Annotated in this window: 22 protein-coding genes; 10 read left to right on the top strand and 12 right to left on the bottom strand. The window is 63.4% G+C overall.

Translation table 11 applies throughout. The features are described 5' to 3' along the window. Nucleotides 1–84 precede the first annotated feature (84 nt). A complete protein-coding gene (locus tag ACTJKX_RS20690) occupies nucleotides 85–294 on the top strand; it encodes a hypothetical protein (RefSeq protein WP_394314676.1) in 210 nt (69 codons plus the stop codon). A gap of 174 nt (nucleotides 295–468) precedes the next feature. Here the strand turns inward: ACTJKX_RS20690 and ACTJKX_RS20685 are convergent, their stop codons facing one another. Continuing rightward, nucleotides 469–1,296 carry an AraC family transcriptional regulator gene (locus ACTJKX_RS20685; RefSeq protein WP_440726345.1) on the bottom strand — a complete coding sequence of 276 codons (828 nt, stop codon included), beginning with the start codon at nucleotides 1,294–1,296 and terminating at the stop codon, nucleotides 469–471. Between the two features lie 195 nt (nucleotides 1,297–1,491). Between ACTJKX_RS20685 and ACTJKX_RS20680 the strand changes: the two genes are divergently transcribed. Then, nucleotides 1,492–2,685, top strand: a complete 1,194-nt coding sequence (locus tag ACTJKX_RS20680) for an FAD-dependent oxidoreductase (protein ID WP_440726344.1) — start codon at nucleotides 1,492–1,494, stop codon at nucleotides 2,683–2,685. 21 nt (nucleotides 2,686–2,706) lie between these two features. Then, complete coding sequence (locus tag ACTJKX_RS20675) at nucleotides 2,707–3,120, top strand: hypothetical protein (protein ID WP_394314673.1); 414 nt, start codon at nucleotides 2,707–2,709, stop codon at nucleotides 3,118–3,120. A 101-nt stretch (nucleotides 3,121–3,221) separates the two neighbouring features. On the opposite strand, the gene ACTJKX_RS20670 is transcribed toward ACTJKX_RS20675, so the two are convergent. Further along, nucleotides 3,222–3,785: a chorismate mutase gene (locus tag ACTJKX_RS20670; RefSeq protein ID WP_440726343.1), complete on the bottom strand. Its 564-nt coding sequence runs from the start codon at nucleotides 3,783–3,785 to the stop codon at nucleotides 3,222–3,224. A 187-nt stretch (nucleotides 3,786–3,972) separates the two neighbouring features. On the opposite strand from ACTJKX_RS20670, the gene ACTJKX_RS20665 reads away from it, so the two are divergent. Next, nucleotides 3,973–5,376 (top strand): amidase family protein, encoded by a 1,404-nt coding sequence (locus ACTJKX_RS20665; RefSeq protein ID WP_440726342.1) that lies wholly within the window; start codon nucleotides 3,973–3,975, stop codon nucleotides 5,374–5,376. Nucleotides 5,377–5,645: 269 nt separating this feature from the next. Here the strand turns inward: ACTJKX_RS20665 and ACTJKX_RS20660 are convergent, their stop codons facing one another. The 6 genes from ACTJKX_RS20660 to ACTJKX_RS20635 all read right to left on the bottom strand — a co-directional run bounded on the left by ACTJKX_RS20660 (nucleotide 5,646) and on the right by ACTJKX_RS20635 (nucleotide 10,913). Then, nucleotides 5,646–5,780: a hypothetical protein gene (locus tag ACTJKX_RS20660; protein WP_311944816.1), complete on the bottom strand. Its 135-nt coding sequence runs from the start codon at nucleotides 5,778–5,780 to the stop codon at nucleotides 5,646–5,648. 109 nt (nucleotides 5,781–5,889) lie between these two features. After that, nucleotides 5,890–6,534: a response regulator transcription factor gene (locus ACTJKX_RS20655; RefSeq protein ID WP_311944880.1), complete on the bottom strand. Its 645-nt coding sequence runs from the start codon at nucleotides 6,532–6,534 to the stop codon at nucleotides 5,890–5,892. Between the two features lie 469 nt (nucleotides 6,535–7,003). After that, the gene (locus ACTJKX_RS20650) at nucleotides 7,004–7,696 is read right to left on the bottom strand and encodes a DUF899 domain-containing protein (protein ID WP_440726341.1); all 693 of its coding nucleotides are present in this window, start codon (nucleotides 7,694–7,696) and stop codon (nucleotides 7,004–7,006) included. A gap of 2 nt (nucleotides 7,697–7,698) precedes the next feature. Then, nucleotides 7,699–7,992, bottom strand: a complete 294-nt coding sequence (locus ACTJKX_RS20645; RefSeq protein WP_440726340.1) for a hypothetical protein — start codon at nucleotides 7,990–7,992, stop codon at nucleotides 7,699–7,701. Nucleotides 7,993–8,583: 591 nt separating this feature from the next. Further along, nucleotides 8,584–9,459, bottom strand: coding sequence for a glycosyl hydrolase family 17 protein (locus tag ACTJKX_RS20640; RefSeq protein WP_440726339.1), 876 nt, complete (start codon nucleotides 9,457–9,459; stop codon nucleotides 8,584–8,586). 497 nt (nucleotides 9,460–9,956) lie between these two features. Then, nucleotides 9,957–10,913 carry an NAD-dependent epimerase/dehydratase family protein gene (locus tag ACTJKX_RS20635; RefSeq protein ID WP_440726338.1) on the bottom strand — a complete coding sequence of 319 codons (957 nt, stop codon included), beginning with the start codon at nucleotides 10,911–10,913 and terminating at the stop codon, nucleotides 9,957–9,959. A gap of 66 nt (nucleotides 10,914–10,979) precedes the next feature. Here ACTJKX_RS20635 and ACTJKX_RS20630 point away from each other — a divergent pair, with 66 nt between their 5' ends. The 6 genes from ACTJKX_RS20630 (at nucleotide 10,980) to wrbA (ending at nucleotide 16,306) form a co-directional block, all read left to right on the top strand. Further along, nucleotides 10,980–11,609, top strand: a complete 630-nt coding sequence (locus tag ACTJKX_RS20630; protein ID WP_440726337.1) for a TetR/AcrR family transcriptional regulator — start codon at nucleotides 10,980–10,982, stop codon at nucleotides 11,607–11,609. 180 nt (nucleotides 11,610–11,789) lie between these two features. Next, nucleotides 11,790–12,377 (top strand): TetR/AcrR family transcriptional regulator, encoded by a 588-nt coding sequence (locus tag ACTJKX_RS20625; protein WP_394315613.1) that lies wholly within the window; start codon nucleotides 11,790–11,792, stop codon nucleotides 12,375–12,377. Between the two features lie 47 nt (nucleotides 12,378–12,424). Further along, nucleotides 12,425–13,744, top strand: a complete 1,320-nt coding sequence (locus ACTJKX_RS20620) for a glycosyltransferase (protein ID WP_440726336.1) — start codon at nucleotides 12,425–12,427, stop codon at nucleotides 13,742–13,744. Nucleotides 13,745–14,030: 286 nt separating this feature from the next. Next, nucleotides 14,031–14,546, top strand: coding sequence for a c-type cytochrome (locus ACTJKX_RS20615; protein ID WP_440726368.1), 516 nt, complete (start codon nucleotides 14,031–14,033; stop codon nucleotides 14,544–14,546). A gap of 136 nt (nucleotides 14,547–14,682) precedes the next feature. Further along, nucleotides 14,683–15,498, top strand: a complete 816-nt coding sequence (locus ACTJKX_RS20610; RefSeq protein ID WP_440726335.1) for an arylamine N-acetyltransferase family protein — start codon at nucleotides 14,683–14,685, stop codon at nucleotides 15,496–15,498. Between the two features lie 208 nt (nucleotides 15,499–15,706). After that, nucleotides 15,707–16,306, top strand: coding sequence for an NAD(P)H:quinone oxidoreductase (gene wrbA / locus ACTJKX_RS20605; RefSeq protein ID WP_394313354.1), 600 nt, complete (start codon nucleotides 15,707–15,709; stop codon nucleotides 16,304–16,306). Nucleotides 16,307–16,456: 150 nt separating this feature from the next. Here the strand turns inward: wrbA and ACTJKX_RS20600 are convergent, their stop codons facing one another. The 4 genes from ACTJKX_RS20600 to ACTJKX_RS20585 form a co-directional block, all read right to left on the bottom strand. Further along, nucleotides 16,457–17,425 carry a 2-hydroxyacid dehydrogenase gene (locus ACTJKX_RS20600; RefSeq protein WP_415083074.1) on the bottom strand — a complete coding sequence of 323 codons (969 nt, stop codon included), beginning with the start codon at nucleotides 17,423–17,425 and terminating at the stop codon, nucleotides 16,457–16,459. 154 nt (nucleotides 17,426–17,579) lie between these two features. Beyond that, nucleotides 17,580–18,476 (bottom strand): succinate--CoA ligase subunit alpha, encoded by an 897-nt coding sequence (gene sucD, locus ACTJKX_RS20595; RefSeq protein ID WP_311944831.1) that lies wholly within the window; start codon nucleotides 18,474–18,476, stop codon nucleotides 17,580–17,582. 12 nt (nucleotides 18,477–18,488) lie between these two features. Beyond that, nucleotides 18,489–19,673: a malate--CoA ligase subunit beta gene (locus tag ACTJKX_RS20590; RefSeq protein WP_311944832.1), complete on the bottom strand. Its 1,185-nt coding sequence runs from the start codon at nucleotides 19,671–19,673 to the stop codon at nucleotides 18,489–18,491. 12 nt (nucleotides 19,674–19,685) lie between these two features. Next, a complete protein-coding gene (locus ACTJKX_RS20585; protein ID WP_068289226.1) occupies nucleotides 19,686–20,651 on the bottom strand; it encodes an HpcH/HpaI aldolase/citrate lyase family protein in 966 nt (321 codons plus the stop codon). Nucleotides 20,652–20,684: the final 33 nt, after the last annotated feature.

Genomic DNA, 20,684 nt, shown 5'->3' with positions numbered 1-20,684 from the left:
CAACGCTGCCGGCATGGAGTGACTTGACGGCCCTTGGCGTCCGGTTCAGGTTCACCGCCACGTCGCGAAAGTGAGGGAATGTTCATGCGCACGAAACTGATTCTGGCCGCGATGGCCGCCAGCCTGGCAATCGGACTGAGTGCCTGCGCGACGGAGCGCGGCATTCCCTACAGCGCCACTGATTGCGCCCGCGCCGGCCGCCTGCCAAAGCATTGGACACCGAGTGCCGGCAATTGGTGCCAGCACTTCAAACCAAGATGGCAGTCGAACCACTATTGGCGCCAGCCGGCCTGACCCTGGCAGCTTCCACGTGGAGAGCAGCAACCATCGATTCCGCTCTCCCTGAAGCCACGATCGCCCGCTCCGGCATCGGGCCAAATCCCGCATCGGACTCGGTGTGGCTGGTTCTCCGGCCGCACCGACATCTTTTCTCGATCCGAAAGTCCATCCGCTTTTCCTGAAGATGTCCTAGCGGCTCCCCTCGAAATCCCGCGGCCCGCGTCCCGAGAAATAGCGCGCCGGCGATTCGCCGAAGGCACGCCGGAATATCGCGATGAAACTGCTGGGGGAGGCATAGTTCAGGGCGTCCGCAATGGTGGCGACCGGCTCCCCACAGGCAAGCATTTCGAGGGCATGGGTCAATCGGACCTGCTGGCGCCACGCCGCGAAACTGAGACCGGTTTCGGCTTGCATCAGCCGGCGCAGCGTCCGCCCAGAGACCGCCCCCCAGGATGCCCATTGCTCCAAGGTGCGGGTGTCGCCCGGCTCACTTAGGACAGCCCGCGCGATACGCACCAGCCGCGGGTCGGATGGCATGGGCAGATGGAGCGGCTCGTGCGGCGCGCGTGCCATCTCATCGAGCAGAACCTGCATGATACGCTGCTGCTCCGGGAACAGCGATGGCTGCATCGTCCAGGAAACAGCGCGCCGCACCAGCGCCCGCATCAACTCGCTGATGCCGAAGACGCAGGGCAGGCCCGGCAATTGCCGGGCCTGCTCCGGCGCCACGACGACGCTCCAACCGCTGGTGGCACCGCTGACACTGGCCCAATGATGCTCCCCCGGCGGTATCCACCCGGCGCGGTGAGGCGGCAGCAGCCATGACCCGTGCGACGTGCGCACATGGACAAGCCCGCTCTCGACACAAAAGACCTGGCCGCGCACGTGGCAGTGCCAATCATATTCACGGGTGCCCAGACGATATCGGCTTTCCGGCTCCTCACCGCCCCATATCGCAACCAGCGGCGGCCCATCCGACCGCTCGATGAAATCCATGCCCTGAAGATCAGGCACCATCTTGGCCACTTCTCACTATTATTTGGCCAAATGTCGTTATCAGGATTTTCCGCTCTGCACTAGCCTGGTCTCCTTCACGCAGGAGCGTCTCCCGGCCGAGCGGCATCGCCACGAACCGCAAGGACGCATCGAAACAGGAAAGAGGGCAGGCAAGTGGCCACGGCCGCGGGCGCCCTGCTCCGGAACAGGCTTTGCATGACCCGTCGCCCCCTTCATGTCGTTATCATCGGTGCAGGGCTGGGCGGGCTCTGCCTGGCCCAGGGACTGAGACAGCACGGCATCTCGTTTGACGTCTATGAAAGAGACGAGGCGGCGGACAGCAGGACGCAGGGCTACAGGATCAGGATCGACCAGACGGGCCGACAGGCGCTGGCGGCCTGCCTGACGCCGGAACTGAACCGGCTTTTTCGCCAGACCTGTGCCGTCTCTCGCTCGAATGGACGTTTTCTCGATACCCGACTCGGGCCGGTCGAAGGTCGGCCTTCCGGCAATTGGCGCCCCGCGGCGGTGGACGCAGACCCATCAAGCGATGGCGATCTCAGCGCCAACCGTCTCACCCTTCGGGAGATTCTCCTGTGCGGCATCGAGGACCGCGTCCACTTCGGCAAGGCCTTTCGCCGCTTCGACGCGCGAAAGGAGGGCGCGATTACAATAGGATTCGAAGACGGCACGGCGTGCGAAGCCGATATCCTCGTCGCCGCCGACGGCGTGAATTCCACCACTCGTCGCCAGGCCTTGCCGCTGCTGGCACCGAAGGAAACCGGTGCCGTTTGCATCTACGGCAAATCCCATCTCCCCTTCGACGGTCAGGTTGCCGACACGCTCCTGGACGGTACGTCCGTGATCTTCGCCGATGACTTCGCGGTGATCGTCGATGCCATGACCTTCCGCTTCCCGCTGGCTGCGGCGAGGCTCACGCCGATAGCGGATTATCTCTATTGGGCCGTCATTGGCCGGCGGACGGGCCTGGGACTGGACGAGGCGACCTTGGGCGAGCTGGATGGCGAGGCACTGGCGGCTCGGGTGCGTTACCTCGCCCGTTCCTGGGCCGGTGACTTGCGTGCCCTGTTTGCCGAGGCTGACAGGTCTACCATCGCTGCGCTTGCGATACGCAGTGCCGACGCCCTGCCCGCATGGACGCCAGGCCGCGTGACGATGCTGGGAGATGCGATCCACGCGATGAGCCCGGCCGGTGGCGTCGGTGCCAACACGGCGCTGGACGATGCCGCCCATCTCGCCACCTGGCTGGGCATGGTGGCTGCCGGCAAGTCCCCACTTCCGGCAGCGATTGCCGCCTATGAAGACGATCTGCGCCGGCGGGCCAATGCGGCGATCGCGGCCTCCCAGCAGGGTGCGCACCGCCTTTTCGGCGAAGACACCGCCATCTGACCACGAAACCGAGGATCGCTCATGCCATTGGACCATCAAGCCTTCATCGTCCACGACGTTTCCGACTTTCCGATCATTCGGTCCCGGCCCGAAGCAATCGTTCCGGGCTATGCCGGGCGCTGGGTGAGCGAGATGGAGGCACTCCTTATGCAAGGCCAGCCCTTCGTCGTGATCTTTCCAGGCGGCCAGGCGGAAGAAACCCATGAGGATCGCAAGCGCAGGGGTATCTGGCTCAAGGCGAACAAGCAGGTCCTCGGCAGGCTCTGCCTGTCCCTGATCGCCATCGAGCCTGATCGCCTGAAGCGCATCGCGCTCCGGGCCCAGACGGCGATGGCCACCAAGGCCTTCGGGATCGCCATGGAAATTGCCGCCTCTTCCGAGGAAGCCGCGGCCCTCGCCACGCGGCAGATCGCGACTGGACGGGGAACCGCATGACCCGCCGGCCTGCGCTATGATAGAGGTGGCTGCACCTCCCCGTGGCCGGTGCAACCCATGCTGCCATGATCTGAGGGCGCGCTGCGCGCAGCCCTTGAGCCCTACTTCATAAGCCTTATCGCCAGCAAGGCAGTGAACAATTGCTGCTTGTCCGATTCCCTCAGATTGGGCTCGTCTACTGCCTTGAAGAAGCTGGAGCGCTCGTCCGAGGTGAACCGTCCGCTTTTGAGGTCCTGCGCCACCTGCTGCAGAATCTCCTTGCTCAACTGGGCGATGTCCTGCCGTACCTTGTCGAGCGGCCGCGGTTGCCACCCCGTCTCAGGCTGCGCCAGCCAATCGGCCAGGTAGCGATACTCGACGGCCTTGGCAGCATTGATCTGGGCGATGATGAAAGGCTCCACCGTGGCAGGATCCAGCCCCAGTTTCTCCGCATCGGACTTGGCACTGGCCAGGACCTTAGCTTCCTGGGTCAGGTCTTCTATGGGCAGGTGATTTTGCGCCTTATATCCGGCGACATCCTTCATATAGGACAGGCGATGGCCGACCTTTTCCGCCAAGGGCGTGATCCCGTCGGCAAAAGAACTCGTCTGAGCCGCCAAGAACAGGCTCACAAACAGCAATGGCAACAGCCACACCGCTGCCTGGTTCAATCCAATACGCGACATGTTCAATCCAAGATCCTCATTGGTGATTGAAGCCGATCGTGCAAATGGTGTTGCACCTTATTCCACGATCGCGGAAGCGAATTTGCCCTGCGCCGGCGCGAGATGCCGCGATCCTTCTTGCTCCATGAGCAACGAGCCGACACTATTTCTGCCTTCATGCCACGATCGAGGGAATCGGAAAACCGCGATGAATGAACTCTGGCGCTTGGACGCGGTGAGAATCGCCGCTCTCGTCAAATCCAGGCAGGTCTCTGCACGCGACGTCGCGGCGGCGGCCCTCGAGCGGCTGTCTGCCGTCAACCCGTCGATCAACGCCGTGGTCGACATGCGGCCCGGCGACGTCCTGGCCCAGGCGGGCCGGATCGATGCCGCCATTGCCCGCGGCGAGGAAACCGGCGCGCTGGCGGGGGTCCCCATTACAGTCAAGGTCAATGTAGACCAGAAGGGATATGCCACCACCAACGGCGTGACCTTGCAGAAGGATCTGCTGGCCGTGGACAACAGCCCCGTCGTCGACAGCCTGCTCGAGGCCGGGGCGGTCCTGCTGGGCCGTACCAACACCCCTGCCTTCTCCTATCGCTGGTTCACCAACAACCGCCTGCATGGCCATACGCGGAATCCCCATGATCCCACGCTGACGCCCGGCGGATCGTCCGGCGGCGCGGCCGCGGCGGTCGCGAGCGGCATCGGTGCCATTGCCCATGGCACGGATATCGCAGGCTCGATCCGCTATCCCGCCTATGCCTGCGGCGTTCATGGCCTGCGCCCCTCGCCCGGACGGGTGGCGGCCTATAACGCCTCGTCTCCCGAGCGCGACATCGTCGGCCAGATCACAGCGGTATCCGGGCCGCTGGCGCGCTCGATCGACGACATCGGGCTCGCGCTCAGGGCGCTGTCGCGTCGGGACGTACGCGATCCGTGGTGGACGCCCGCGCCGCTGACGGGGCCTGAGGTCGCAAGGCGTGTCGCCCTTTGCCTCGATCCGGGCCGGATCGGCACCTGTGAGGCCATTCGCGCCAAACTGCGCGAGGCCGCCCTGCATCTGGAGGCTGCCGGCTGGATCGTCGACGAAGTCGAGGATCTCCCACCGCTGCGCGAAGCCGCCGATTTGCAGGTCCGGTTGTGGATCGGCGAGGGCTACGAGGCCAAGCTTGCCGCCGCCGAGAAAGAGGGCGACCCAGGCGCGCTTGCCATTTTACGGGGTCACCAGGCACTCGGTCATGCCACGACCCTCACCTCTTTTTCGCAGGCACTGACCCGGCGTGCCACTTTGATCCGGCAGTGGCAGCTCTTCATGGAGACCTTTCCGGTGGTGTTGCTGCCCGTATCGGCCGACCTGCCGTTCGAGGATGATCTGGATCTCAAGGGCCACGCCGCATTCGAGCGGGTCTGGAGCGCCCAGATCCCGCAAATCGGCGTGCCCTTCCTCGGTCTGCCGGGGCTCTCGGTCTTTACCGGAATGACCGGGCGGACCCCGACAGGGGTTCAGGTGCTGGCGCCGCGCTTTCGCGAGGACCTGTGCCTTGCGGCGGGCGCCGTCATCGAAGCCGCATTCGGATCACCCTGCGTGGTGGATCCCGCCGGCAGCTGAAACCTTTGCTGGCTCGGCCCGGAGGCTTTGTCGGAATGTGTTGCTTGGTTTCATCGGCAGCGATCCCGCGGATAGCCGATCGCGACATGCGGGCGTTCGGGTAAGGGTGTCACCAGGCCATGCCGGCCGTCGCCGAGCACTCGCCTTGCAGCTTCTTCCAGAAGAAACCCAAAGCGTTTTGCGATGGGACGGAATCACCTCGAATCGCAAAGACGCGTCGAAACAAAGAGCTGGAGCAAACGAGCGTTCACACTTGAACGCACTTTGCTCTAGCGGCGCTGAAACTCGCGACGCTGGCGCAGGCATTCCATCCATTCCGGTCCGATGACGAAGCGAACGATGCCCGCCCCCGCCACGAGCCCGGCAAGGGGTAGAACCAGAAAGGGCCAAAGTTCGATGGTCATCGCGTCGCTCTCCTCACACGCGCGGCCTTCTGCCCTTCCGTCATGACAGGCGGATGACGTACGAGTCTGTAATCCCAGTCGAGTGTGTGAATCCGGCGGCCGCCTTGCGTCAGGAATTGGCCTGCGGGCCCCTGCTCTTCTCGGTGGCATAGAGGGCGACCGCCATGGCCCGATTGCGCACCTCGAGCTTGTCGTAGAGATTCTTGAGATGATATTTGACGGTGTTTTCCGAGATACCAGTGCGGGCGGCGATCTGCAGGTTGGTCCAGCCATCAGCGAGCACGGCAAGCAGTTCGCGCTCGCGGGTCGTCAGGCGTGAAAGCGGGGTATCGTTGATTTTGGACACGTCCAGGTAAGGGATGCAGATCCGGCCATGGGCGACAGCCACCAGCGTGTCGAACAGGATGGCGGGATCGTCGAACTGGTAGCAATAGCCTTGTACGCCCAGGCGCACGCACTGCTTGAGAATGGCAATGTCATGATCGTTCGAGAAGATGACGATGCGTGTATGCAGGCCGCGCTGGCGCATTTCCTCCAGGACTTCGGCGCCGTTCATGTCGGACAGTTTCCAGCCGAGAACGGCCAAATCGAATTTCGGCTCAGCCACAGCCGCCAGAAAGGCCTCGCCGGACTGCACGCTGGCAACCAGTTCGAAACGGGCATCATTCTTGATCATGTCGCCGAGAGCGGCCACAACCAAGGGGTTGCGCTCGGCGATCAGCACCCTGAACCGGCCTTCCGGAGCTCCCCGCATCCTATCGACCTCGATGCCCTGACGCTGGCTTTTCCCCTCGGCGTTCATATGCCCCTCGATTTGCGGCGCGCGCCACCTCTGATCCGACGTCTTCTGTTTTGGGCCTTCTCTGTTTCGGGGCGCTTCGAGCCACGACGACGATCCGGTACCTGCCTCAGTCCATATTCATACCGTGAAACATTTTTTCATTCCAGTGCGTTGTTTGATTTCACGGTGCTGGAGCGACTTCATTCCCCCATGGGTTGTGCGCAGTGAATCAATCTTTGTCCGCAAATCACAACATAGTTTGTCCTTAGGCAGGAAAAATCCGTTCCGAGCCCGTCTGATGGGCACTCGATGCAGGCCTGCGAGCGTGAATTACGGCCACGGATTACAGAAACGAAAAAGGCAATTGCCGGCATCCCGAAGGAGCCCGGCAATCACCTTATTTTCTCGCTGTTGGCAGGTCGGTCGCTGCTCTCCGGGGCGGTTACTCGTAGCGGTCGTGGCGGCGCACCCAGTCCATTCCCTCGGCCTCGTTACGGCCCTTGGGAGCGAGATCGAGCATGGCGTAGGTGCCCATCATCACCTCGACGCCGCGCCCATAGGTGGAGTAGGTGCGGAAGACCTCGCCCGCGTCGTCCTTGTAGAAGGCGCTGACGCCGGGCCATTCTCCGCCGGTTTCCCGCCATTCCCCGAAATTGTAGTCGATATGTCCGCTGGCGACTTCCTCGGGTGTGAAGCTGACGCGGAAGTCATAGTTGAAGTCGTTGCCGAAAGACGAGACCCATTTGAACTGCCAGCCCATGCGTCTGCGGTAGCGCTCGATCTCGGCGAGTGGCGCACGCGAGACGGCGATCATGGTGACGTCGTGATGCGCCAGATGCTTGTTCATGCCGTCGGTGTGATCGGCCATGTAGGAACAGCTCGGGCAGCCTTCCTTCCATCCCGGCGCGAACATGAAATGTTGCACCAGAAGCTGCGATCGACCGTCGAAGAGATCGGCCAGCGTGCGCGGGCCATCCGGCGTGTCGAACACGTATTCCTTGTCGATGCGCACCCATGGGAGAGCGAGCCGCTCCCTGGCGACCTTGTCGCGAAGATGGGTGAGTTCCTTTTCCGCCTTCAGGAAATTCCGGCGGGCGGTCAGCCATTCGCCGTGTGAAACGACAGCGTTCTGCATTGTCAGTCTCCTTCGGTTTGGGTGGTGGGGACGTTGCGGCGCTGCAAACGGCCGGAAAGGAATTTCAGCCACGCCGAACCATGAAAAAAGCTCATCAGCAGGTACATCAGGGCCATGTCGTTGATCGGCATGAAGGTCGGGACGGTGGAGCACACCATCATGGCCGGCGAGCCAGCGGCAGAAATCCCGGCCATCACTGCGAAAGTCGGGGCAGCGGCGAGCCCGAGCCAGCCGGCCATGTCAGTAGCAGGCTCTCGCAACGAACCGATCCTCCCTGCTGATGCAAACATCGTCATTTCCGATCCTCCGACAGAATTTGCCGTTTCCAAGGGGTGCGGTACGAAGACGTTATCCCGGCCGGCAGGCCCAGCGAGAGTTACAAGTGTGACGGGATTTCAATGGGCTTGCTTATCACTGCCACCGCACGCGCTCTCTCGGTTGCGCCCCTCGCTGCGCTGAAGAGGGTCACATTGCGCGATGACCCTCCGGGACTGGCGTTGCGTGGCCTCGCGTTGGCGCAGCTGCAAACCGAAAGAGACGGGAGCTCATGCGTGCTATGCCGTCGCCGAGGCAAAATCGTCCTTGCCCGTGCGATCTTGGCCGGTCCTTGCAAACGCTCGACGCGGCCCAGGCGACTGTCCGGGTTCGGTGGAACGGGCGAGCGTGACCGCCGCTTCTCCATGGGCTCGGTCGCCCAAGGGGCCCTCGGTCTCAGGGCCGCCGACACTTCCGCCAGCATGACGGATTTGGCAAAAGGCAAGTAACAAGGCGCTGTCGCTCACCGAGCAGGCGACGAACCGACATATCACCACGGGTGCAGGCCGCCCAACCAGATCCGGCTGGACGGCCTTGCGTTCATTGCTTGTGAGCTTCAGGCATGGCGTGTTTCAGCCCTCGAAGGCGAACTTCGGCTGGGGATTTGGCCCGCCAGTGTACAGGCCCCAGTGCGGGCCCTGGGCGCCTTCCTTGGTCTTCCACCGCTCGTCGAACATCTCGAACCAGTAGGTATCGAACTGCATTCCCATCGGGTTTCCGTAGTTCACCCACTTCTTCGTCGTCTCGAAGTTGATCCTTTCGTTTTCGACCGATGTCGCGCGGCCGCCGGCGCTCGGCCAGCCGATCTCTGCGATCACGATCTGCTTCTTGCGCGCCTGCACCTGCTTCAGGCCATTGTCCCACGACCACTGCATCTGCTTGTCGATGTTGCCCGGATCGGCGCCGCCGTACCACGGATAGACCGTCAGCAAAGTGCGTTCGTCGCAAAAATCGACGACCGGCTGCCACTTGGCCGCGTTAGGGCCGGGTCCCAGGACCGTGCCGCTGAAGCAGGTCGTCACATAGACGCTATCCAGCGTTGGATACTTTTGTACTGCCTGCTTGGCATAAGCCATGCCGTTGTGGATGTCGGCCGGCGCATAGACGGCGACGTCCGTGCGATCGACCTCATTGCCGATGACCAGGTCCAAGTGCTCGAACCCGCCGTACTTCTTGGCGGCAGCGTCGAGCTGGCTCAACGCCAGGTCAATCTGCTTGTTCGTCGCCGATGCATCGTTGGGCGTGACCCAGACCCCGACCGACATCTTGCGGATGCCATTCTTCAGGGCCTTGTCGGCATTCCACTGATTGCCGCCATCGACGCCATAGGTGCGAATCTGCGTGAAGTGCGCAGCAACGATCTTCATGTCGGCTTCGACATCGGCTTCGGTGACGCCGCTGGGCGGGCCGCTGTCGGTTCGATGATAGGGAGAATAGCAAACGAACACTTGGCGCCTCCTTGTAAACACCCGATGCCGCCATGCGGCGGCGGATCCATTTGCTGAATCAATACAGCTCATCATTATTCTGTATAGTTACGCGGAAAATCAAGAAGATACTGGGAGATAACCTTAGTATATCAATCGAAGTCGAGGCATGACTTCAACGCGTTCTATATCTGAGTCAACCAGAGCACGTGGTTGGGATATGTCGGAATGAACGTCTGGAATCGGCAGCGATCCCGGCGTCTCCTCGCGGCGCACCTCCGCCCCAAGCGGGATCGGGGCACATGGAAGCGGCGGCGCCCAGCCCTCTTCGGCCCAGCGTCCATACCAGCAAGAAGCTCACTAGCGACTGCGCTCGAAATCGAAACTCGTCCTCCGGGAGTGCCACAAAGATCGGCGCTCGGAGCATGGTTGTGTCCCGGCCATCAACCTTCGGGAGTGCCCGCCTGATCCAATCCGTTGCTCACGCCTCCTGGCATGCTGGCGAGGCGGGTCCTGAGCTAGGTAGCCAGTGGCGCTTCATTCCGGATGATTTCGGCAAATCCCTGCCGCCATGAAGGATGGCGCGGCGACCAGTCGAGTTCCCGCTTGGCCTTGGCGTTCGATCCCGCACGCGATTCCGTCATCATGACAACGATATGCTGCCCGGCGGCAAGGCGGCCAAGCCATGCCGGCACGCTGAATGGCCGTTTTGCGCCCAGCATTGCAGCGATCTCGGTGAGCCAGGTGCACACCGGCGCCGGATCGTCGTCGACAATGTTGTAGATGCCCTCGCCACGCTCGACCGCCGCCGCGGTTGCCTCCGCCGCGTCATCGATATGCAGGAATGACCACCACGCGGTACCGCCACCGATCAGCGGCATGCGACGCCTGCGAATCCGTTCGATCATGGCTGGATCGAAGACGCCCGTGTCGGGGCCATAGAATCCGCCATAGCGAAGCGCGACACCAACCAGGCCGGGCGCTGTCGTGACGGCGTGCTCGAGATAACGGATCGCATCGAGCGTACCGCGGAGCTCTTGCGGCGGATCCTGGTCGAGCGGATCGTCCTCGACTTTCACATCACCGCCAACCCGCGCATAAGGCCAGCCGCAAAAGCTTTGCGCGACGATCCGCTTCACGCCGCAATCGCGCGCGGCTGCAAGAAGATGATCCGTCCCGGTGGTGCGCAGCCGATTGCTGCTCGCGAAAACGCGGTCGAATTTGCGCAGGTCCGAAGCCCCCTTCAAATCCGTCAGCTGATGCACGATCACGTCCGGGTTCGCAGCAGCGACCAATGCGCGAATGGCCGTTTCATCGAGCGCGTCGGCAACAACCGCCTCGGCGCCGAGTTCCTGCAGGAAGCCGGCCTTCGCCGGAGTTCGCGTCAATCCGACCACGCTATGGCCGTTGCCGATCAGACGCGGAACCAGGCGGCGTCCGACCGCGCCCGTCGCACCTGCAACGAAAATGCGCATCGTCTCACCTCGCGGCTTGCTAACCTACTTTGAAGTAGGTTAGTATCGATCTCGATGAAGTCAAGGGTGCGCAAACGTCTGAGCGCGGAAGAACGGCGGGCCCGGATCATCGCGGCCGCTGTGAGCGCATTTGCGCGCGACGGATATGACGGCACGAAAATGGACGACATCGCGGCCCGTGCGGAGATCAGCAAACCGGTTCTCTACGATCATTTTCCTTCGAAACAGGCGCTATTCCTGGCCGTGCTCGAGTCAATCCGCGACAGCTTGATCGGCAAGGGCAAGGTGATCGCGCAGGATGACACCAGCCTCGAACAAAAGTTCCGCCGCTCGATCGACGCCTTCCTGACATTCGTCGAGCAGTCGCCTGATGCCGCGCGGGTGCTACTGACGGTTCCGGCGGGTGATCGGGTCGCGGCGAAAGTTTCGTGCGAGGTCCAGGCCGGCGCGTCCGCCGGCATCGCAGCGCTCCTGGCCGACTTCGCGCCAAATCAACCGTCATGGCAGCGACATGGAACGGCGGAGTTTCTGAAGGAAGGTCTCCACGCGGTTGCCGTGTGGTGGCTCGATCATCCGGGACCGAGGCGCGAGGAGATCCTCGAACTCGTGCTGAATGTCGCCTGGCTGGGATTTCGAACACAGGTGGACGCCAACGGCGCGGTAAAAAGCCCGGGTTCCATCGATCGAAACGGATAGGTGGAGACGGGTTCCTCCGGCATTGTGTGAAGCCGGCATTCTCCCCGCAGGGATAGGCCCTGCTCTCTCTCGACTGCGATAGACACAATCAAAAGTTGCATTCATTCGCACTATCAACCCGCGTTGACGCCCTTCCAATTTCGCGTTACACTTTGTAACATAAAATTAGGAAACGACGCCATGTCTCCGCGAGCCTATCGTCAATCGGCGCGCGCCAACGCGGTTCAGGATACCGAGCAGCAGATCGTCGATGCCTTGACCACGCTCCTTGCAGAGCGCTGGTTCGACGAAATCACTCTCGACGACATCGCCGTCGCGGCCAGCACCACCCGCCAAACCGTGATAAGGCGCTTCGGCAGCAAGACCGGTGTACTCAGCGCCATGGCGGCCCAGATGGATGTCTCGATCCGGGCCCAGCGTTGGCGCGCGCCGGCAGAGAGCGTGGCCGACATCGTCACGCTCCTGATGGACGACTATGAACGCACCGGCGACATCCTCGTGCGGACGCTCGGGCAGGAAGCCCGCATTCCCGAATTTGCCGCCGTCCTCGATCGCGGACGCAAAGGTCATCGCGAGTGGATCGGGGACATGTTCAAGGCCTGGCTCGACAAGCTCGATGACAAGGCTCGCGGGGATCGGCTCGCGCAGTTGCTGGCCCAGACCGATGTCTGGATCTGGCATCTGCTGCGCCGCGCGCAGGGACATTCGGCGGCGAATACACATCGGCTCATGACGCAGGCGATCGAGCGTCTGCTGCGTGAGGACTGAAGCAAAATACGAACTGATCCGGTCTCCATCGGGAAAGGAGCCAGGCAATGACAAAGACGACGGATGCGAGGCCGCATCTGCGCATCCTGGCCGCCAGCTGGGAGGGCGGCGGCAACGTGCCGCCGACGCTCGCCGCCATACGTGCCCTCGCCAGCCGGGGCCACGATGTGCGCCTGATCGCCGATGACACGATGAGAGCGGAAGCGATCGAGGCAGGCGCTCGATTCCTGCCATGGCAGCGTGCGCCGAACCGTCCAGATCGCTCCTTCGAAAGCTGTTTCATACGCGATTGGGAAACCGCCGACGCTCTGGCCGGCTTCCAAAGAGGGTGCGAACGGATCTTCGTCGGACCGACACGATCCTATGCCGAGGATATTCTCGAGACCCTGGCGAGGGAGCCGGCCGATATGCTTCTCGGCTCGGACCTGCTGTTCGGCAGCATGCTCGCCGGCGAAGTTGCCAAGGTTCCGACGGCCCTGCTCGCAAGCAATATCTCGCTCTGGCCCCTGCCTGGCCATCCGCCCTTCGGTCCCGGCTTTCGGCCTGCCCTTTCGGCGGCGGACCGGGCGCGCGACGCCGAGGTTTCGGCCCTGATCGAGCAAGCCTGGGACGGCTTCCTGCCTTGCCTCAATGCCGCCCGCGCGCATTTCGGTGCCGCGCCGCTGGCCCATGTCCGCGAGCAGCCCCTGAGCGCCGGCCGCTATCTGCTTGCCACCAGCGCCAGCTTCGATTTTCCCGCCGAGCGCCTGCCGGACCACCTGCGCTATGTCGGGCCACTTCTGGAGCTGCCGAGCTGGGCCCACCAACGCTGGACGAGGCCACCTGCGCGCAAGATGCGGCCCCTCGTGCTCGTCTCGTTCAGCACCACCAATCAGGGGCAGGCCGACGTGCTCCAGCGGGTGATATCCGGCTTGGCCGGCGAGCCGGTCGAGGTGGTCGTCACCCTTGGCAAGGCACTCGAAGACCTTCGCCTGAAATCATCGGCGAATGTCACGATCCTTGCCAATGCCGTGCATGACGACATTCTGACCAAGGCCAGCGCCGTCGTCACCCATGGCGGGCACGGCACGGTCATGCGATCGCTGCACCACGGCGTCCCCCTCGTCGTTCTCCCGATGGGGCGCGACCAGAACGACAACGCCGCGCGCGTGGACTATCACGGCGCGGGCCTGCACCTGGATCCTTCAATTTCCCCGCAAAGGCTCGCTGAGGCCGTACGCCGTGTCTTCGCCGAGCCGAGCTTCGCCGCGCGGGCTTCGGCACTCGGGCGCGCCATCGCCCGGGAAGGCCCGGGGCCTGCGCGGCTCGTCGCCGAGATCGAGGATTTCGCGCTGAGCCCTTCCCGAAGAACTCTGTCCGCCGCCTAATCGGCAGCCGCTGAGCGCGGCGGAAGCGCCGGCGACCGCCCCGTCGCTCCTTCCCGCACTACCGAACGCCGTTGCCCTCCGCACCGGCGAACGGCGGAGCCTTGTGCCAACTCGCCCATAGCCAGCTATCCGGCCCACCCCTTCGAACGGAGCCACCCCAATGAAGCGCCTTCCGACTGCCTTTTCTACTGTCCTCCTCTCCATCGCGACCGGAAACACACTCGGTGCCGAGGAGCTTCCCGCCGCCTCCCTGCCCGGGAAGGTCGTCCGGGTCTCACCCGTTCTTATGTTCCTGCTCGCATTGGCCATCGCGCTCGGCGCATTCCCGATCGAGGCGCAAGCGCAGTCATCCATCGAGCGGGGCAAATATCTGGTGACCGTCGCAGGCTGCTCGGATTGCCACACGCCCGGAACTTTCCTGGGCCATCCAGATAGGGGCCGCTATCTGGGTGGTTCGGATGTCGGCTTTGCCATACCGGGCCTCGGCGTTTTCGCGGGCCCGAATCTGACGCCCGACAAGGAGACCGGTATCGGCAATTGGAGCACACGGCAGATCGTGACCGCGATCACGACCGGCAAACGTCCCGACGGGCGCAGGCTTGCGCCGGTCATGCCCTTTGAAGCCTTCTCGCACCTTAGCAGCGCGGATGCCGAAGCCATTGCGGCCTATTTGAAGAGCATCAAGCCGGTCTCCAACAAGGTCGCAGGCCCCTTTGGCCCTTCCGAGAAGCCCAGCACCTTCGTGTTCGCCGTCATGCCCGCGGAGACCTATTCTTCATTGCCGAAGCCGCCAGCCCAATGAGGCAGGCTGGCCCTGATGACGCCTGACGACGCGGCGATCTCACTACGGGGCCCCTGAAACACAATCTCGCAAACCTCGAAATCGGTCCATCGAAAGGAACCGAAGGATGAAACACGTCCCTGCAAACGAAAATGGCATGGCCCTGACGCCTGCCCAATTGGATGCCTATCTCGCCAGGATTGGAATGGCGCGGTCGATTTCTCTTGATATCGACGGCCTGTCGAGGCTTCACCGCGCCCATCTCATGGCCTTCACCTGGGAGGCGCTGGATGCTTTCATGGGATGGCCCTCCTCGATCGCGCCGGCCGCGGCTTTCGCCAAGATGGTGCAAGGCAAGCGCGGCGGCTGGTGCTACGAGATGAACGGCCTGTTCGGCGCGGCGCTCGCCGCGCTCGGTTTCCGCGTGACCCGCCTGTGCGGCGGCGTCAATCGCGCCATATTGGGCGATGTCGCCATCGGCAACCATCTCACGCTACGCGTCGATCTCGACCGACCATACCTTGCCGAGGTCGGCCTGGCGGACGGCATCATCGAACCCATACCGCTTGCCGCCGGGCCGATCCGCCAGCGCGGCTTCGATTTTTCGATTGCCCCGACGGCCGACGGCTGGCTGCGATTCAACAACCATGCCAATGGCCTCGCCCACAGCTTCGATTTCCGCCCCGATCACAGCGACGAGGCCGCCATAGAAGCCACGCTCGGCTGGCTGACGCAGGATGCCGGCTCGCCGTTCACAAACGCCCTGGCGATCCTGCGGCATATCGAGAATGGTTATGTCGCCCTGAAGAACGACTGCCTGAGCACCGTGACGGCAGGCAGCATCAGCGAGCGGCGCATCACAAGCGCGGACCATCTCGCGGACATATTCGATACAATTTTCGGCCTCGACATTCCCAGGCCGGCACAGGTCTGGGAAAGAATCCAGGCAGTCAGCCACGAACAGGCCAGCTGAACAGGCATCCCTTGCCTTTGGAGCAGAGCCCGTCGGCTGCTCGGCGATCCGGCTGGTGCAAAATCGATTCCCGTTCAGGCCGAGATATAGGATAGTCGGAACGGAATTGGGCATTGCTCGCCATGCGCGGCAATGGGCCGGGGCGTTCGTTTCAACTGGATGGATACGCATTCTTTCGGGCAGGCTGCTAGATCGAGAGGAGATGTCGATGGCAAAGGTTCTCGTACTCTATTACTCCGCCTATGGTCACATCGAGGCGATGGCCAACGCAGTCGCGGCGGGCGCTCGCGAGGCCGGAGCCATCGTCGACGTCAAGCGCGTGCCCGAACTGGTGCCGGAGGCGGTCGCCAAGGCATCGCACTACAAGCTTGATCAGGCCGCGCCGATCGCCAGGATCGAGGAGCTCGCCGATTATGATGCCATCATCGTCGGCACCGGCACCCGCTTCGGCCGGATGTCCTCGCAAATGGCGAACTTCCTCGACCAGGCCGGCGGCCTCTGGGCCAAGGGCGCGCTGAACGGCAAGGTCGGCGGCGCCTTCACCTCGAGCGCGACCCAGCATGGGGGCCAGGAGACCACCCTGTTCTCGATCATCACCAATCTCCTGCATTTCGGCATGACGATCGTCGGTCTCAACTATGGCTTTGCCGGGCAGATGCGGCTCGACGAGGTCACCGGCGGCGCTCCCTATGGCGCCACCACCATCACCGGTGGCGACGGCAGCCGCCAGCCGAGCGAGAACGAACTGGCGGGCGCAGGCTATCAGGGCCGTGCGATCGCCGAAACCGCAATCAAGCTGCATGGCTGACGATCTGAGGCTCTCTGACGGCAAGATCAGCCTCCCAGATCCAACAGCAGTAGCCCCAAAATTTCCCGGTCCCTACGGACCGGGAATGGCATTGTCTCAAGCCGCTATCGCTGCATCGTTCCTGCCGCTTCCGACAGGTCGCCTGATACGCTACGCAACCCTGTCGGGCACGGACCGTCCCTCGAAGAAGGCGGTGAGATTGTCGACCGCCCTCATGCCCATCGCCACGCGGGTTTCTTCCGTAGCACTGCCGAGATGCGGCAACAGGACCACATTCTCCAGGCGCAGGAGCGCGGCGGGCACCGCCGGTTCGCCGTCATAGACGTCGAGCCCCGCTCCGGCGATCGTCCCGCTTTCGAGCGCATCGACCAGGGCCTGCTGGTCGACAACGTCGCCCCGCGCAGTATTGATCAGGAAGGCGCTCGGCTTCATCGCCCGCAATCTCGCGGCATTGATGAGATGCCGGTTCTCCGCGCCGCCCGGGCAATGCAGGGAGACGAAGTCCGCCTCGGCCAGCACATCCTCCACGCTTGCCAGCTGCCGCGCGCCCATGGCGCTGACAGCCTCGTCGTCGACTTTCGAGCGGTTGTAGAACACGACCTTCATGTCGAAGCCGAAATGGGCCCGCCTGGCCGTTGCCTTGCCGATCCGCCCCATGCCGATGATGCCGATGGTCTTGCCGCTCACCTTGGCACCGATCATGTGGGTGGGGCACCAGCCCGCCCACTCTCCGGCCCGCAATTGACGCTCCCCCTCCCCTGCCCGGCGCGCCACGGCAAGGAGCAGGCTGAGGGCGATGTCGGCGGTACAGTCGGTGAGGACGCCCGGCGTATTGGTCACCGTCATGCCGCGGGCGCGCGCCGCGTCAATGTCGATATGGCTGAAGCCGACGCCAAAATTGGCCAGGAGCTTGGTCCGCACATCCGCCTCGGGAAAGACCGAGGCCGGCAGCTTGTCGCTGACCGTGGGCAGGACAGCATCGAACTGTCTGAACGCGTCGCTCAGCTGCGATGCGGTCAGCGGCGTGTCGTTCTGGTTGAATGTCGTGTCGAACCTGTCGGCAAGGATGCGTTCGACCGCTTCAGGCCAGCGCCGCGTCACGAGAATCCGAGGTTTCATGGTCACTCCTTGCGATCGGCGGGATAGCAGGGCGCGCTTCGACCCATAGGGCCGCGCGGCCCCTTTTGCTTTGCCTTGCCTCTCCCCATTCTAACGGGGAGAGGTCCGCACTTGCCTGCAGGTGCGTGGGCGAGGGGCGGCGTGACCTTGCCGGTCAGGCCGCCTTCCTGCTTTCGAGCACGCTTGCCACGGTCGGCCCGAATTCGGCCGGCGTCGGTACGATCGCGACACCAGCGTCACGCAGGATCTCGACCTTTTCCTGTGCCGACTCGCCGAAGGCGGAGATGATGGCGCCGGCATGGCCCATGCGCTTGCCCTTGGGTGCGGACAGGCCGGCGATATAGGCGATCAGCGGCTTGCGCATGTGATGCTTGGCCCATTCGGCGGCTTCCGCTTCCTGGGGGCCGCCGATCTCGCCGATCATCACCACGGCGTCGGTATCCGGATCTTCCTCGAAGAGCTTCAGGATGTCCTTGAAGGACGAGCCGTTGATCGGGTCACCGCCGATGCCGACGCTGGTAGAAACACCAATGCCCAGCGCCTTCATCTGCGAGGCCGCCTCATAGCCGAGCGTGCCCGAGCGACCGACGATGCCGACCCGGCCCGGCAGATAGATATTGCCAGGCATGATGCCCATCAGCGCCTGGCCGGGCGTGATGACACCGGCGCAGTTGGGGCCGATCAGGCGCATGCGGTCCTCGTAGCGGAAGCGGCGCATATAACGCTTCACGCGCATCATGTCCTGAGAGGGGATGCCGTCGGTAATGCAGACGCAGAACTTCAGGCCGGCATCGGCAGCTTCCATGATGGAATCAGCCGCGAAAGGCGGCGGCACGAACACGATCGAGGCCTCGGCTCCCGTCTCCCGCACCGCGCCCTTGACCGTGTTGAAGACCGGAATGCCGTGATGCTCCTGGCCACCCTTGCCGGGGGTAACGCCGCCGACGACATTGGTGCCGTAACGCTTCATGTCCTGGGCGTGGAAGGAACCGATCTTGCCGGTCAGGCCCTGGACGATGACGCGCGTCTTGCGGTTCAACAGAACTGCCATTTCGCTTCCCCCTCAATGCTTCTTGGTTTTGGCAAAGGCCTGCATCGCCTCGACCGATTTTTCGGCCGCTTCGGCCAGGGTTTCGGCCACGATCACCTTCTCGCCGGACTCGGCAAGGATACGCCGTCCCTCTTCGACATTGGTGCCGGCTAGGCGCACCACCAGGGGCACGTTCACGCCGACCTCGCGCATTGCTTTCACCACGCCCTCGGCCACCCAGTCGCAGCGATTGATGCCGGCGAAGATGTTGACCAGGATGGTCTCGACATTCTTGTCGGCCAGCACCGCCCGGAACGCCTTGGCGACGCGCTCGGGCGAGGCACCGCCACCGATGTCGAGGAAGTTCGCCGGCTCACCGCCCGCGATCTTGATCATGTCCATCGTCGCCATGGCCAGGCCCGCACCGTTGATGATGCAGCCGATATTGCCATCGAGCCCGACATAGGACAGGCCACGATCGGAGGCGAAGGTCTCGCGCGGGTCTTCCTGCGACTTGTCGCGCAATTCCGAAATCTCGGCACGGCGGAACAGCGCATTCTCGTCGAAGGACATCTTGGCATCGAGGGCGATCAGGTTCCCGTCGCGGGTGACGACCAGCGGGTTGATCTCCAGCATCGAGGCGTCGTAGTCGCGGAAGACGCGATAGCAGCCGAGCAGCGTGTCGACGGCCTTGCCGATCAGGTTGTTCTCCAGCCCCAGGCCGAAGGCGATCTCGCGGGCCTGGAACTGCTGCATGCCCGCACCAGGATCGACGATGGCGCGGATGATGGAGTCAGGTTGCTTTTCGGCGATTTCCTCGATCTCCATGCCGCCGGAGGCCGATGCCACGATCATCACGCGCTCGGATTTGCGGTCGAGCACGATGCCGAGATAAAGCTCCTGGCGGATATCGACGGTTTCCTCGACATAGAGGCGCGAGACGAGCTTGCCCTTAGGCCCGGTCTGGTGGGTGACCAGCTTGCGGCCGAGCATGGCCTCCGCCGCATCCGACACTTCGCTGTCCGACTTGCAGATGCGGATGCCGCCGGCCTTGCCGCGGGCGCCGGAATGGATCTGGGCCTTGACCACCCATTTGTCGCCGCCGATCTCGCTGGCACGATAGGTCGCCTGCTCGGGGCTGTAGGCAAGCCCGCCGCGCGGGATCTGCACCGAATAGCGCGAGAGCAGTTCCTTGGCCTGGTATTCATGGATGTCCATAAGGGTACCTCGTCAGTTGGGCAGGCCAGCGCGCGGCTGGGTCGACTGTTGGATGGCCTCGTGCATGACCAGGACGTTGCGGGCCATGCGTTCGGATGCGGCATCGATCATCTTGCCGTCGAGGGCGGCAGCACCCTTGCCCTGCTCCTCGGCCTCCCGGAGCATCTCGATGATGCGGCGGGCACGGTTCACTTCCTTCTCGGGCGGCGAGAACACCTCATTGGCAAGCGCGATCTGGGTGGGATGGATCGCCCATTTGCCTTCGATGCCGAGCGCGGCGGCACGCCTCGCCGCCGCGATATAGGCTTCGGGATCGGAGAAGTCGCCGAACGGACCATCGATGGCGCGCAGGCCATAGGCCCGGCAGGCCACCGTCATGCGCGACAGCGCCGCATGCCACTGGTCGCCGGGATAATCGGGATTGAGGCCGCCGATCGAGACCGTGCGCGCCTTGCAGCTCGCCGCATAGTCGGCAACGCCGAAATGCAGAGCCTCGAGCCGACCGCCATAGGCGGCGATCGCCTCGACATTGGCCATGCCGAGCGCCGTCTCGATCAGACCCTCCAGGCCGACACGGGTCTTGAAACCCTTGGCGGTCTCGATCTGGTTGACCATGGCCTCGACCATGTAGAGATCGGCCGGCACGCCGACCTTGGGCACCAGGATGGTGTCGAGCCGGTCACCCGCCTGCTCCATCACGTCGACGACGTCGCGATACATGTAATGCGTGTCAAGGCCGTTGATACGTACCGAGATGGTCTTGCCGCGGGCGCGCCAGTCGATCTCGTTGAGGGCCTCGATGATGTTCTTGCGGGCCCGCTCCTTGTCCGGCGGGGCGACCGCATCCTCGATGTCGAGGAAGATATAGTCGGCCTCGCCGTCGGCGGCCTTGCGGATCATGTCCGGATTGGAGCCCGGTACCGCGAGTTCGCTACGCTGCAGCCGCAGTTTTCGCAGGTGATGGATGGTGTGGCTCATGATGTTCCTCCCTCCGGGTTGCCGCAGCTTCGA

This window comes from Labrys sp. 22185 (assembly GCF_052045555.1).
GTDB lineage: Bacteria > Pseudomonadota > Alphaproteobacteria > Rhizobiales > Labraceae > Labrys > Labrys neptuniae.
The sequence above is the reverse complement of the archived record's forward strand: the minus strand, read 5'-3'. Positions and strand labels throughout refer to the sequence as shown.